9 protein-coding genes are annotated in these 13,968 nt (G+C 63.9%); 7 read left to right on the top strand and 2 right to left on the bottom strand.

Annotated elements, in window-relative coordinates; translation table 11 throughout:
* Positions 1-242 precede the first annotated feature (242 nt).
* Complete coding sequence (locus U9R80_RS14460) at positions 243-1,355, top strand: alpha/beta hydrolase family protein (RefSeq protein WP_301837588.1); 1,113 nt, start codon at positions 243-245, stop codon at positions 1,353-1,355.
* 16 nt (positions 1,356-1,371) lie between these two features.
* Here U9R80_RS14460 and U9R80_RS14455 read toward each other — a convergent pair whose 3' ends face one another.
* Both U9R80_RS14455 and U9R80_RS14450 read right to left on the bottom strand, forming a co-directional pair.
* Positions 1,372-2,691 carry an MFS transporter gene (locus tag U9R80_RS14455; RefSeq protein WP_301837589.1) on the bottom strand — a complete coding sequence of 440 codons (1,320 nt, stop codon included), beginning with the start codon at positions 2,689-2,691 and terminating at the stop codon, positions 1,372-1,374.
* Positions 2,692-2,815: 124 nt separating this feature from the next.
* Positions 2,816-4,375, bottom strand: a complete 1,560-nt coding sequence (locus tag U9R80_RS14450; protein ID WP_301837590.1) for an acetolactate synthase large subunit — start codon at positions 4,373-4,375, stop codon at positions 2,816-2,818.
* Between the two features lie 294 nt (positions 4,376-4,669).
* Between U9R80_RS14450 and U9R80_RS14445 the strand changes: the two genes are divergently transcribed.
* The 6 genes from U9R80_RS14445 (at position 4,670) to U9R80_RS14420 (ending at position 13,796) form a co-directional block, all read left to right on the top strand.
* Positions 4,670-5,821, top strand: a complete 1,152-nt coding sequence (locus tag U9R80_RS14445; protein ID WP_301837591.1) for an iron-containing alcohol dehydrogenase — start codon at positions 4,670-4,672, stop codon at positions 5,819-5,821.
* Positions 5,818-6,255 (top strand): acyl-CoA thioesterase, encoded by a 438-nt coding sequence (locus U9R80_RS14440; protein ID WP_301837592.1) that lies wholly within the window; start codon positions 5,818-5,820, stop codon positions 6,253-6,255. Before U9R80_RS14445 ends, U9R80_RS14440 begins: the two co-directional genes overlap by 4 nt.
* Before the next feature lie 855 nt (positions 6,256-7,110).
* Positions 7,111-8,517, top strand: coding sequence for a DUF1254 domain-containing protein (locus tag U9R80_RS14435; protein ID WP_301837593.1), 1,407 nt, complete (start codon positions 7,111-7,113; stop codon positions 8,515-8,517).
* A 36-nt stretch (positions 8,518-8,553) separates the two neighbouring features.
* On the top strand, positions 8,554-9,585 hold the full coding sequence (locus U9R80_RS14430) for a DUF1214 domain-containing protein (RefSeq protein WP_301837594.1): 1,032 nt from the start codon (positions 8,554-8,556) through the stop codon (positions 9,583-9,585).
* A 209-nt stretch (positions 9,586-9,794) separates the two neighbouring features.
* A complete protein-coding gene (locus tag U9R80_RS14425) occupies positions 9,795-11,336 on the top strand; it encodes an acyl-CoA synthetase (protein ID WP_301837595.1) in 1,542 nt (513 codons plus the stop codon).
* A 75-nt stretch (positions 11,337-11,411) separates the two neighbouring features.
* The gene (locus U9R80_RS14420; protein WP_301837596.1) at positions 11,412-13,796 is read left to right on the top strand and encodes an acyl-CoA dehydrogenase family protein; all 2,385 of its coding nucleotides are present in this window, start codon (positions 11,412-11,414) and stop codon (positions 13,794-13,796) included.
* Positions 13,797-13,968 lie beyond the last annotated feature (172 nt).

Genomic DNA, 13,968 nt, shown 5'->3' with positions numbered 1-13,968 from the left:
GTGCTCGGACGGGCCCCGTCAATGCGACGAAGGTCGATGCAGGCAGGTTGGTCGATTCGCCGTGGGGCCGTCCCCCTGCAAATGGGGGGGAACGCGGGGTAGGCGGGTCTTTATGCTGGCGGTTATCGGAGGGCGCGGTGCGAAGCCGGTCCTCGGCCAGCGAAGGAGTCTTTGTGTTGAGTAAAGAGCAGTGCGTGAGTGACACAGGGCCAGGAGGTTCATCCGCGCCCTGGTGGGAACGTTTGGCCGAAGACTTCTCGCGCCAGGCCGATGGCACCGAACTGGATGCCCGCCACCCGGTGAAAATCCGTGGCAGCGCGGCCATCGAACGGGTGATGCGCACCTCATTGTCGGCGACCGTGGCGGCCAGCGCCCTGGCGACGCTGTCCAGGCCCGGGCGCCTGCAGCGCGAGTTCGAGGCCTTGCGCTTCTACGAACCCCTGGCCCGCGCCGCAGACGCCTCGCGGGTATTCCTGCCGCCGCCCGATGACATCGTCGTTTCCCAGCGGCCGTTGCCCGACAACGGCATCCGCCGCCTGCAGTTACGCTTTGAAAGCCCGTTCCGACCGCTCAATCCGTTCGCCCGCCCGCAGTTCGAGGCCATGCAGCGCAACGCCTTCGCCCATGCCCAGCACTGGTGCCACGGCGACCGGCCGCGACCGACTCTGATCGTCATCCACGGCTTCGCCGCCGACCCGCACTGGCTCAATGCCCGCGCGCTGTCGCTGGCCGGTTTCTATCGGCGCGGCTATGACATCCTGCTGTTCACCTACCCGCACCACGGCCTGCGCGCCGAACCGGGCAACTGGTTCAGTGGCCAGGGGCTGTTCGGCAACGGCCTGGTCGCCTTTAACGAGGCGCCGCTGCATGCGGTGCATGACCTGCGGGTGTTCATCAATTATCTGCAGGCTCGCGGTGTCGGCCAGATCGGTGTGACGGGCATTTCCCTGGGGGGCTATACCGCAGCGCTGCTGGCGGCCGTCGACCCGCGGCTGGCCTGGTGCGTGCCGATCGTGCCTGCAGTCAGCCCGGTCGATGTGTTCCTTGAGTGGCAGCCCACCGGGCTGTTGCTGTCGCGGCTGATGCGCAGCCAGGGCATCGGCGTGGCCGAAATGCGCGGCCTGCTGGCGGTGCACAACCCCCTGACCTACACCCCGTGCCTGGACGGCGAACGCATGCTGATCATTGGCGGTGCCGGGGACCGGGTCACGATGCCGCGCCACCTGCGGCTGCTGCACCGGCACTGGCCGGGCAGCGCGCTGCACTGGTTTGCCGGCAACCACGTCCTGCACCTGGGCCGTGGCGAGTACCTGGCCCGCATGGGCGAACTGATGGAGCGCTACTGCGGCGAGTAGCGCGCCGTGATGCTCCTCAACCGCGCCCTTCCTTGAGGCAGTGCGCGGGAATGCCGATCAGCAGGACCAGCGCCCCGATCACCATCACCACGGCCATCACATCGAAGGCCAGATACAGGCTGCCGCTGGCCGACTTGATTGCCCCGACCGTAGCCTGGCTCAGCACCCCGGCAAGGTTGCCCAGGCTGCTGATGATCGCAATGCCGCCGGCGGCGCCGGCCTTGTCCAGCAGTGCCGGAGGGATGGTCCAGAACAGCGGGATGGCCGACAGCGCGGCGGCCGAACCGAGGCTCATGAGCACGATCGCCAGCGTCACATTGCCGTGCAGCATCCCCAGCAGGGCAAAGCTGCCGGCACCCACCAGCATGGTCAGGCCCAGGTGCCAGCGGCGCTCCATGTGCAGGTCGGAACTGCGCCCCAGCAGGTACATGGCGCACAGGGCGACGAGAAACGGCAGGGCCGCGAGCACGCCGATCAGTTTCAGGTCATGCAGCCCGAAGCCCTGGATCAGCGTCGGAATCCAGTAGGTGACAGTGTTCGAGCCGCTGTAGATGCAGAAGTAGACCAGCCCGGCAATGTACAGGCGCGGCTCGCGCAGCACACCGCCGAAATGGCTGCTGACCGGGCCCGGCTCACTGGAAATCGCCTGGGCGATCTGGCGCTTTTCGTCGTCGGTCAGCCAATTGGAGTGCTCGGGACGATCCGTCAGCCAGAACCAGCCGAACACGCCCAGTATCAGGGTGGGGGCACCGGTCAGAATGAACAGCACTTGCCAGTCCTTGAAGCCCAGCCAGCCATCCATGTGGGCCATGATCACGCCCGACAGCGGCCCGCAGATGATGCCGGCCACCATGCCCGACATCAACAGCCCGGCCGTGACGCGTCCGCGCAGGGATGCCGGCAGCCAGTAGGTCAGGTACAGGATGATCCCGGGGAAGAACCCGGCCTCTGCCACCCCCAGCAGGAAGCGTGCAGCGATCAGTTGGTTGGCCGTGGTGACGAAGGCCGTCGCCACGGTCACCGCACCCCACAGCAACATGATCCGGGTCAGGGTGCGGCGAGCGCCGACACGCTGCATGTACAGATTGCTGGGCACCTCGAAAAGGATGTAGCCCAGGTAGAAGATCCCCGCGCCAATACCGTAGGCGGCGTCGCTGAGCACGATGTCCTCGGCCATGCGCAGCTTGGCGAACGACAGGTTTATCCGGTCGATGGCGTTGACGATGAAGGCCAGCATCAGAAAGGGCATCAGGCGCCATAACACTTTGGCGTAGACGCGCGTTGCAAGCGGAGGGGCGCAAGCGGTGTCCGGGGCGTGCGAAAGGGTGTCGTTCATAGGTCGTTCCCGTTCATGGTTCGGTCCAGCGCGGTGGGCGCGCTCGTTGTGCTTGGGAGGGGCGCAGCGGCGGGCTGCGCAGACGAAAAGCGTGGTTTGGGCGGGCAGGGTCAGGTTGAGGCCTTCATACCACCAGCTCGATCAGGAACGGGCCAGGGCGTTGGTTGGCCATGGCGAACAGGGTATTGAAGCCCTCCATGCTGTCGGTCTTCGCGGCGTCTACGCCCATGCCGGTGGCGAGCTGTACCCAGTCCAGGTCCGGGTTACTCAGGTCGAGCATGCTCATGGCGGTCGCACCGGCGGTGGCGCCGACGCTGGCCAGTTCGTGCTGGAGGATGGCGTACTTGCGGTTGGCGAAAATAACCACGGTGACGTCCAGGCACTCGCGGGCCAGGGTCCACAGCGCCTGGGGCGTGTACATGCCGGAACCGTCGGCCTGCAGGGCAATCACCCGCCGACCGGGGGCGGCGACGGCGGCGCCAACGGCCATCGGCAGACCGTGGCCAATGGCGCCGCCGGTATTCTGCAGCCAGTCATGGGCGGCGGCCTGCCGGGTTCCCGGGTAGAACGCATGGCCGAAGGTCGCGGCCTCGTCGACCACGATGGCGTGCTCCGGGAGCAGGGCGCACAGCGATTGCGCCACCGCTGCTGAACTGAGCGGGCCGCTGCCGGGCCGGATGTCGGCACTCGCCTGCGGGGGCGCCAGTGGCGGCGCCGCCAGTTCTTCGGCGAGGCAGCGCAGGGCGTCGGCCAGATCCTGTTCCGGGCGCGCCAGCACCTGGACCGCCGTATCGTCGGCATAGGGCCGCGATGGCTTGCCCGGATAGGCGAAGAAATTCGCCGGCGGCGGGGCGCCGACCAGGATGATCTCGGCGATGCCGGCAAGCCGGGCGCGCGCGGCATCACCGAAGTAGGGCATGCGCTCGATGTCGAAGCGGCCACGGCCACGGGGGATGCGCGCATTCTGCACGCAACACAGCAGCTGCGCGCCCGTCGCCGCGGCGATGCGGTGGGCATCGGCCAGGGCCTCCTCGGCGAGGGCGCTGCCGCCCAGCAGCAACAGGCAAGAGCGTCCGCTGCGCAAGGTTCGGGCGGCCTTCAGCACGGCATCGGGGCACACGCGTGGCGGGGGAATCGCCGGCAAGGGCGCGGCGACCTGGCCCCCGGCATCCCAACTGACGTCGGAGGGCAGGATCAGGCTGGCGACGCCGCCCGGTGCGGTACAGGCTGCCTGGAGGGCCGCCGCTGCGGCGGAGCCGACGGCGCCGGCCTCGGTAACGGTGCGCGTCCATACCGACACCGGCCGCGCCCAGCCTTCGACGTCGGCGGTCAGCGGCGTGTCGTACTGGCGGTGATGGGTGGCGTGGTCGCCGATGATGTTGAGCACCGGCGAGTTCGCCCGCCGTGCGTTGTGCAGATTGGCCAGGCCGTTCGCCAGGCCCGGGCCGCAGTGCAGCAGCGTTGCCGCCGGCTTGCCGGCGATGCGCGCATAGCCATCGGCCGCCCCGGTGACGACCCCCTCGAACAGGCCCAGTACGCAGCGCATGCCGGGCACACGATCCAGGGCGGCAACAAAGTGCATTTCGCTGGTGCCGGGGTTGGCGAAGCAGGTGTCGACGCCTGATTCCAGCAGCGTGCGGACCAGGCTTTCTGCGCCGTTCATAGGCGCGCATTCGATGCTCATCGCTCAGTTCCTCTTGGCATTGTTGTTGTAGGCGAGGTCGTTCGTACGGCGAGTATAAAGAGCGGGCGAGTGCGCGAGTTCCGGATTCCGGCGGCCCGTCTCGAAGAGACAAGCGACTGAAAACAAAGGGCTATTTTGTTTTTATCGACGGCAGTCCGGGGACGCCTCCGGATAGCGTGGCGCCACTCCAAAGGAGGGGGTATGACCACCAGGGCAAGCCTCCAGGATAGGGGCGTTGCGCCTCACGCCCGACAGGCGGAGGTGGTCAATCCACCCTTTCAGAGGTCTTGTCCGATGTTATCAATGGTCTTCAATACCACCCGTTCGATCATCATCGAGCGCGGTGGCGCCAGCCGCCTTGCCACGCAGGTGCACAACCTGGGCGCCAGCTCCGTGCTGCTGGTGACCGATGCCGGGGTCGTGGCTGCCGGGTTGCTCGACCGGGTGCTGGCCGGTCTTGCCGCTGCAGACGTGCCGGTGCGGGTATTTTCCGAGGTGCTGGCCGACCCGCCGGAGTCGGTGATCCTGGCGGCGGTGGAAGCGGGCAGGGCCTGCGGCGCCGATTGCGTCATCGGTTTTGGCGGCGGCAGTTCGCTGGATGCCGCCAAGCTGGCGGCGCTGTTGTTGCGCAGCGGTGAGCAACTGACACAGATCTACGGCATCAACCAGAGCAAGGGCACGCGCCTGCCATTGATCCTGGTGCCAACCACTGCCGGCACTGGCTCGGAGGTGACGGCCGTGTCGGTGGTCACCACCGGCGCTGGCGAGAAGAACGTGGTGATTTCGTCAACCCTGCTGCCCGACCTGGCCGTGCTGGATGCCGAGCTGACCCTGGGGCTGCCTGCACACATCACTGCCGCGACCGGTATCGACGCCATTGTCCATGCGGTTGAAGCCTACACCAGCCGCCATCTGAAGAATCCGCTCTCCGACTGCCTGGCCAAGGATGCCCTGCGCATGCTGTGCGCCAACCTCGATCAAGCCTGCCGCGACGGCACTGACCTGGCGGCCCGGGAAAGCATGTTACTGGGGGCCTGCCTGGCCGGGATGGCCTTTGCCAACTCGCCGGTGGCGGCGGTCCATGCACTGGCCTACCCGATCGGCGCGCGCTTCCATGTGCCGCACGGGGTGTCCAACGCACTGCTGCTGGGGGCTGTGATGCGCTTCAACCTGGAGGCGGCGGCGCCGCTCTACGCGCAGTTGGCCGCAATCGTACTGCCGGACGTGGGCGGCAGTGAGCTGCAAAGGGCCCGTGCCCTGACCGATCATCTGGGGAGCCTGGCGGGTAACCTGAAGCTGCCGACCCGGCTGCGCGACGTGGGAATCGGCGAGGACGATATCCAGGCCCTGGCAGAGGATGCGATGAAGCAGTCGCGCCTGCTCGGCAACAATCCGCGTGCGGTGACGCTGGCCGACGTACAAGCCCTCTACGGAGAAATACTATGAGTCGCAAGGCCTACCGTCCCCGTCGCGAGGACTTTCGCTACAGCTACACCGTCGGCACCCGCTGGGCAGACCATGATTCCTACGGCCATGTGCAGAACATCGTCTACTACTCGTTCTTCGATTCGGCCATCAGTCATTTTCTGGTGGGCCAGGGCACCCTGGACATCGGCAACAGCCCGGTCATTGGCTTGATCGTCGAGTCCAGCTGCACCTTCCTCTCGCCCATCACCTTTCCCGACGATGTGACGGTGGGGTTGCGTATCACCCACCTGGGCAACAGCAGCGCGCGGTATGAGCTGGGGGTTTTCCGCAACGACGAGGACGAGGCGTGCGCACTGGGCTACGTGGTCTATGTGTACGTGGATCGCAGCAGCAACGCGCCGGTTGCCATACCCCGGTTGATTCGTGACGAGTTGCTCAGGCTGGTGGACTGATCCTTCGGGCGTTTTTTTGGGCTCCTCACTGAGTTCTGGGGTGTGTGATTCAGGTCTTGGTTTTGGTTTTGGTCTTGCGAGATTATCCATTCCATGTGGCGACGCTGCCGGCCCCTTCCGCCCTTACGGCGGCCTACTTTTCTCTTGGGAAAAGTAGGCAAAACCGCTCGCTCCTGCATACGGCCCTACGCTGCGCTCCGGGTCCCCTCGCTCCGGCGCCTTCCGGGGCCACGCGGCCTACGACTTGCTTCGCCAAGTCTACGTCTCGCGTCTTCGGCTACGCCGAAGGTGCTGCGCACTGCCCCTACAGGCACCTCCACTCGGCCTCCTGAAGTCGCACTCCGCGGCGTCTGAACGTTCGTGTATGAAGATCAAGATCAAGAGCAGGGCCAGGCCGTGGCAATCCCCGCCGGTGGGAGCGGGCTTGCCCCGCGATGGATTTTGAATTTTGCCGATAGATTAATGCCTGCCGGTGATCCCGCTTCAGCGTTGCGTCTGGATGTGCATGACTCTGGGGCCTATCGCGGGGCAAGCCCGCTCCCACCGAGCCCGCTCCTACCTGCCTGTTGGTAGTGGACGTTGATCTCGAAGATGCGTCCTCACAGGCGCCGCCGTCAGCCTCACCGCATGAAATGGATAAGCCCGCAGCCCGCAGCCCGCAACACCAATACAAGCGTCACAATCCCCGGAATTCCGTGAAGAACCATTTTTCCTTGTTTGCTGGCTGGCGCGTAACAGCCGATCCCCCTCGACTGGAGGGGGCGTGCTTTTGCGGGTGTGGGGGACCATCGGTTCACAACGCCGGGGCAGGCGCGCCAGGCTCCCGGCTCGCCAGCCCGCTACAAGGAGTTGCTCGTGAACAGGAACACGCTCAAACGCATTGTCATGTTTGCAGTGCTGACGATGCTCACCCAGGCCCAGTTGTCGGTTGCCGATGCGCTGACACCGGCCCAGGCCCGTGTGATCGCCAAACAAGCCTACATCTATGGTTTTCCGCTGGTGGACCACTACCGCGTGCAGTACACCTACTTCCAGGACCGCCAGCACCCGGAGTTCAAGGCGCCCTGGAACACCCTGCATAACACGGCGCGCATCTACACCCCGGACGACAAAGCCTATCCAACGCCCAACGCCGACACACCCTACTCACAGCTTGGGGCAGACCTGCGCAGCGAGCCGCTGGTACTGACCCTGCCGCCCGTGGAGGCGGGGCGTTACTACTCGGCGCAGTTCGTCGACGCCTACACCTACAACTTCGGCTACGTCGGCAGCCGCACCACCGGCAACGCTGGCGGGACCTTCCTGCTCGCCGGGCCCGATTGGAAGGGCACCGTGCCCGCGGGCATCGACCGGGTATTTCGCAGCGAAACCCGCTTTGCCTTTGTGTTCTATCGCACCCAGTTGGAAGGGCCCGACGACCTTGAAAACGTCAAGCGGATACAGGCCGGCTACAAGGTCCAGCCACTGTCCGCGTTCCTGGGAAAGCCCGCGCCACAGCCGGCGCCTGCTGTCGATTTCCTCGTGCCACTGAGCGCCGAAGCGGAGCGCACCAGCCTGAACTTCTTCAAGCAGTTGAACTTCGTCCTCGGTTTCAGCCCGGTGCATCCATCGGAAGTCCAGCTGATGAAGCGCTTTGCCCCCCTGGGCATCGGTCCGGGGCTGAACTTCGATGAGGGTGGCTTGCCCGAGGACATCCGCGCGGCCATCAAGGCCGGCATGGCGGATGCCTGGAAGGACTTCGAGGCGCTGGGCCAGCAAGTCGCCCGGGGGGAGGTCTCTACCTCGCGCTTTCTCGGCAGTCGCGAGTTCCTGGGCAACAACTACCTCTACCGCATGCGCGCCACCGTCACCGGCCTCTACGGCAATGACCGGGAGGAGACCCTCTACCCACCGTTCTACCTGGACGCCGGCGGACAGCGGCTGGACGCGTCGCAGCACCGCTACACGCTGCGTTTCGCCCCTGGCCAGCTGCCACCGGTCAATGCGTTCTGGTCGTTGACCCTTTATGACGCCCAGCGTTTGCTGGTTGCCAATCCGTTGAACCGCTACCTGATCAACTCGCCCATACTGGCGAACCTCAAGCGCGACCCGGACGGCGGCATCACCTTGTATATCCAGCATCAACAGCCGGAGCAGGGCAAACAGGCCAACTGGCTCCCGGCGCCCGATGGCCCGTTCTACATCGCCGGCCGGCTGTACTGGCCGCAACCCGAGGCCCTCGACGGCCGTTGGCAAGCGCCGAAAATTCAGCGCGCCGATTGAATGTGTGTTCGCAACTACCACGACAGGATCAAGACCATGACGATGTTCAAAGCGCCTGTGCTCGGGCTCATTCTGATCGCGCCGCTGTGCTTCGGGAACGCCGCGTCGCCACCGGCTACGCCGGTGACAGCGGACAACTTCGTGCGCGCCGAATCGGATAAATTCTTCAGTCGCGTCGTTGCCCGTGGCGGCTTCGGCACATTCGTCCACAATCGGGCGCTGGTGCCGGTCGACACCCAGGTAGTGATCCGCCCGAACCGCGACACCCTGTACTCATCGGCGGTGTTCGACCTGGATGCCGGGCCGGTCACCGTCACGCTGCCCGACGCCGGCCAGCGCTATTTCTCGCTGATCGCCATCAACGAAGATCAGTACACGCAACCCTTGATGTACAAACCCGGTCGTTACCAGTTCAGCCGCGAGTCGATTGGCACACGTTATGTCCTGCTGGGTGTCCGCACCCTGGTCGACCCGGCGTCGGCCGACGACATGCAACGCGCCCACGCCCTTCAGGACCAGATAGCCGTGGAGCAGCACAATGGCCCGGGTAAATTCGACGTTCCGCGGTGGGAACAGGCAAGCCTGGATGCCGTACGGACCTCACTGCTCGCACTGGCGGCGACAGTGCCTGATTCACGGGGGATGTTCGGCAAGCCTCAAGAAGTCGATCCGGTGCGCCACCTCATCGGCAGTGCATCCGCCTGGGGCGGAAACCCTGCGCAGGATGCCTACTACTTCTCGGTGACGCCGAAACGAAACGATGGCGCCACCCGTTACCGCCTGGTGGTCAAAGACGTGCCGGTGGACGCTTTCTGGTCCATCAGCATCTATAACGCGGCCGGTTACTTTGAGCCCAATGCGCAGAACCGCTACACCTTGAACAACCTGACCGCGAAGCGGGAACGCGACGGCAGCATTGCCGTGCAGTTCGGCGGTTGCGAGCCCCAAGTCAGCAACTGCCTGCCGGTCACGCCGGGGTGGAACTACATGGTGCGACTGTACAAGCCGCAGGCGACGGTGCTCGATGGCACCTGGCAGTTTCCTGAGGCGGTGGTTGAAGGGTCGTAACCCGGGTTCCACGTTCGCGTTTTCCTGTGGTGGACCCACGACACCGGCACTCCCCGTGCCGGTGACATCCACACCCTGGCCCATCTGCTGGTTCTTTTGAACGATACCGGCAAGCATCCCTTTGAACCAAGATTAAGCCCTCTGCATTCGCCTAGCATCGTGTGGTCAGTACGCGATGAATCCAACAATAAGCGCAATCAGAGGCGAGTATGTACCTGACCCAAGGCCTGCATCGATCCTTGCAAATTCACCCTGATCGGATCGCGACGACGTTCCGTGGACGGCACCGTACTTACCGCGAGATTCACGCGCGGGTGTCCAGTATGGCCAGCGGCCTGCGTAACCTGGGAATGACTGACAACGACCGCGTCGGCATACTGGCTCTGAACGCCGACCGCTACATAGAACTCATGCTTTCGATCTGGTGGGGCGGCGGGGTGATCAATCCGGTGAACATCCGCTGGAGCGTGCCGGAAATCCTCTACTCGCTGGATGACTGCGATACTCGCATTCTGTTTGTCGATGACAACTACCTCTCGATGGCCGAAGCCATCGGTGCCTCGGCGAAGTGTCCGCCATTGATGATTCACATGGGCGAAGGTACCACCCCGGCAGGCATGCTCTCGTTCGAGCAACTGATCGCTGACAACGCGCCCATGCAAGATCTCAATCGGGGCGGTGGCGACATTGCCTCCATCATGTACACCGGCGGTACAACCGGCCGACCGAAGGGCGTGATTCAAACACACTTGAATCTGTGGTCGTCGGCCATCTCTCGCCTGGCGGGCCAGTCGATTGGGGAGGGTGCGTCGGTATTGCATGTGGCGCCGATGTTTCATATCGCCTCCCTGGGACGCGTCATCCTTCAACTGGTCGCCGGACAGCCACACGTCATCCTGCCTGCGTTCGATGTGCTGGCCGTGTTGCAGACCATTGAGCGAGAACGCGTGGTGGAGATGGTGCTGGTGCCGACCATGCTTCAGGCGCTGATTACCCATCCCGACTTTGCCCGCTATGACCTGAGCAGCCTCAGGCGCTTGTCCTACGGTGCGTCGCCTATTACCGCACCCCTGTTGGAGTTGACCCTTGAGCGGCTGCCGGGCGTAGCGTTCATTCATGGTTACGGCATGACCGAAACTTCGCTCATCTCCAACAATGGCCCGGAAAGCCACAGCGCTGAAGGCATCGCCAGCGGCCGGATACGTTCGGCCGGACGATCCGTGATGGGTGTGTCGGTTCGTATTGTCGACGAGGACTACAACGAAGTGCCTCGCCACACGGTCGGTGAAATCCAGGTCATGGGGGCGAACGTCATGTCGGGATACTGGAATCGCCCGAAGGAATCGGCCCACGCCTTGTCAGGTGGCTGGCTGAACACCGGTGATGGCGGGTACCTGGACGAAGAGGGTTACCTGTTCATCGTCGACCGTCTCAAGGACATGATTGTCAGCGGTGGCGAGAACATCTACTCGGCGGAAGTCGAGAACGCACTCGCCAGTCACGCGGCGGTAGGGAGTTGCGCGGTGATCGGCGTTCCGAGTGAGCGCTGGGGTGAGGCCGTGCACGCGATCATCGTCCTCAAGCCTGGTGTCGATGCCAGTGACTCGGACATCATCGAGCATTGCCGGCAACGCATCGCCGGCTACAAGTGCCCGAAAAGCGTTGCCTTCGTCGACAGCCTGCCGCTGTCTGCCGCCGGCAAGATCCTTAAGCGCGATCTGCGCGAGTCTTACTGTCGTGGTGTCAGCTGATGCGTCGCTCGCTCAGGCATGAGTCTCACCCCAGGGTGAACTGAAACCGTCGTCAACGAACACAGGTATGGGCCGATGCATTTTGATCGCAGTGAAGAACAAAGGATGTTGAGCGACCTGCTCTCGCGCTATCTGGCTGAACACTACAGCTTTGAGCAACGCATGCACGCCGTCGGCTCGACGGAGGGCTGGCGCCCGGAGTGCTGGCAAACGCTGGCCAATCAACTGGGGATTCTGGCCGCTGCGTTTCCCGAGTCTTATGGCGGATTGGGTGGGGGAGCGCTGGAAAACCAGATTGTGATGCAGGCGTTCGGTCACGCCCTGGTGCTGGAGCCTTATCTGGGCACGGTGGTGATCGGCGGTGGTCTGCTCAAGCGGGTTGGGGGCGAGCTGGCCGAGGCCTTGATTCCTCGCATCATCGCAGGCGAGGTGCGGATCGCCTGTGCCCATGGCGAGCGCCAAAGTCGTTACTGCCTGCACGATATCAAAACCCGTGCCTTGGCCAACCCCGATGGCGCTGGTCATGGCTATGTGCTCAACGGCCATAAAACGGCCGTGATGGCGGCGCCCAATGCTACCCATTTGCTGGTTACAGCCCGGACGGCGGGTGAACAGCGCGACCTCGATGGCGTCAGCTTGCTGTTGATCGACAAACACTCGCCAGGCGTACGTTGCCAGGACTATCCAACGGTCGATGGTGGCCGTGCGGCTGATGTGTGGTTTGACAATGTGGCGGTTTCGGCCGATGCCGTGATCGGTCAGGCTGGCGACGGTTTGTTGCTGTTGGAGCACGTATTCGACGAAGCGCTGGTTGCACTCTGCGCCGAGGCCGTTGGCGGCATGCAGAAAATGCTCGCCGACACCTTGGCTTATGCCCGCGAGCGCAAACAATTCGGTGTGTCGATCGGATCGCTCCAGGTGTTGCAGCACCGCATGGTGGACATGCACATTCACATCGAGCAATCACGGGCCCTGACCCATGTGGCGAGCTTGAAGCTGGCGGCCCCGGCACGCGAGCGCGCCATGGCCGCCAGTGCGGCCAAGGTGCGAGTCGGCAAGGCCCTGAAGTTTGTCGGCCAGGCCGCCGTGCAGATTCATGGCGGCATGGGTATCACCGAGGAGCTGGCCGTGGGGCACTACTTCAAGCGCGCCACCGTGATCGAGCAGCAACTGGGTTCGGTCGATCATCATTTACGGCGTTATGGCGAGCTGGCGGCGGGTGCGACGCATGCAGAGCATGGAAACGAAACGTGCGTAGATCAGCAGCAATTTTGCAAAGAAGTACAGGCCTGGATCGCGCAAGCCTTCGATCCCGGCTTGCAGGAAATGATGAAACAATCGAAAAACGGCTTTCTCGATAAAGAAGGCCAGCGCCGTTGGCAGAAGAAACTGCACCAGCGCGGCTGGGCCGCCCCGGACTGGCCGACCGAATATGGCGGGCCGGGGTGGACACCGAGCCAGCGGATGCTGTTCCAACGAGAAATATCGGCCGCCGGTTGCCCGCCGGTATCTCCCATGGGCCTGAAGATGGTGGCGCCGGTCATCATGCGTTTTGGTACCGAGGCGCAAAAAACTCGCTTTCTGCCGCCGACCCTGGCCTCGGAGATTTTCTGGTGCCAAGGCTATTCGGAGCCGGGCGCAGGCTCCGACCTGGCATCGCTGCAAATGAAGGCCGAGCGCGATGGAGACCACTACGTGCTCAACGGCTCTAAAATCTGGACCACGCACGCCCAGTGGGCCGACTGGATGTTCTGCCTGGTGCGCACCAGCCGCGAAAGTAGGAAGCAGGACGGGATTTCTTTCCTGCTGCTGGACATGACCACCCCCGGTATCACCGTCACCAGTGTGCCTTTGCTCGACGGGCCCGTGCCGGGCGAGCAGGAAGTCAATCAGGTGTTCTTCGAGAACGTCCGGGTTCCGGTCAGCAACCGAGTGGGTGAGGAGGGCCAGGGCTGGACGTGCGCCAAGTACCTGCTGGAGTTTGAACGCGGCGGTGCCTATGGCCCGTCCCTACGCTACCAGCTCAACGCACTGAAGGAGATTGCGGCGCAGGAATCTGCCGACGATGGCGGCAGGTTGCTTCAGGCTGCGGACTTTCGTCGCAAGCTGTTCGACCTGGAGATTCAGGTCGAGGCGGTAGACGCCACGGAAAGGCTGATTTTCTCCGGCATCAGTTCCGGTACTTCAGTTGGTTCGGCCTCAAGCATGATCAAGTTGGCCGGTACCGAAACCAAGCAGGCGATCAGTGAACTGGCCGTCGAAGCGGTAGGCCCGCAAGGCTGGGCGTTCATCCGTGATACCTGGGCCGAGTGCCAGGGCCGTCCTGCAAACGCCCGGCCCGGGCCTTCGTATCTCGGGGTGGTGCTGCCGCGCTACTTCAACTATCGCAAGACCTCTATCTACGGCGGAACCAGCGAGGTGCAGCGCAACATCATTGCCAGGCATGTACTCAGGTTGTAAATGACAAACGACGGCCAATAGGTGAAAACCTCTCACTCACCCACTCCAGACGCAATGGTGAAGCAGGATCACCGGCAGGCGTGGATCTGTCGGCAGGATTCAAGATCCATCGCGGGGCAAGCCCGCTCCCACAGCGATCAGTCCGGGAAACGATCTACGCCCGCTGCGCGGC

Origin of the sequence: Pseudomonas sp. JQ170C (assembly GCF_035581345.1) — a bacterium.
Taxonomy (GTDB): domain Bacteria; phylum Pseudomonadota; class Gammaproteobacteria; order Pseudomonadales; family Pseudomonadaceae; genus Aquipseudomonas.
This window is presented reverse-complemented; position numbering and strand designations above follow the sequence as displayed.

Coding starts and splice junctions, on each gene's coding strand:
- U9R80_RS14455 (WP_301837589.1), bottom strand. CDS start 2,691: ATGAACGACACCCTTTCGCACGCCCCGGACACCGCTTGCGCCCCTCCG.
- U9R80_RS14450 (WP_301837590.1), bottom strand. CDS start 4,375: ATGAGCATCGAATGCGCGCCTATGAACGGCGCAGAAAGCCTGGTCCGC.
- U9R80_RS14445 (WP_301837591.1), top strand. CDS start 4,670: ATGTTATCAATGGTCTTCAATACCACCCGTTCGATCATCATCGAGCGC.
- U9R80_RS14440 (WP_301837592.1), top strand. CDS start 5,818: ATGAGTCGCAAGGCCTACCGTCCCCGTCGCGAGGACTTTCGCTACAGC.
- U9R80_RS14430 (WP_301837594.1), top strand. CDS start 8,554: ATGACGATGTTCAAAGCGCCTGTGCTCGGGCTCATTCTGATCGCGCCG.
- U9R80_RS14425 (WP_301837595.1), top strand. CDS start 9,795: ATGTACCTGACCCAAGGCCTGCATCGATCCTTGCAAATTCACCCTGAT.
- U9R80_RS14420 (WP_301837596.1), top strand. CDS start 11,412: ATGCATTTTGATCGCAGTGAAGAACAAAGGATGTTGAGCGACCTGCTC.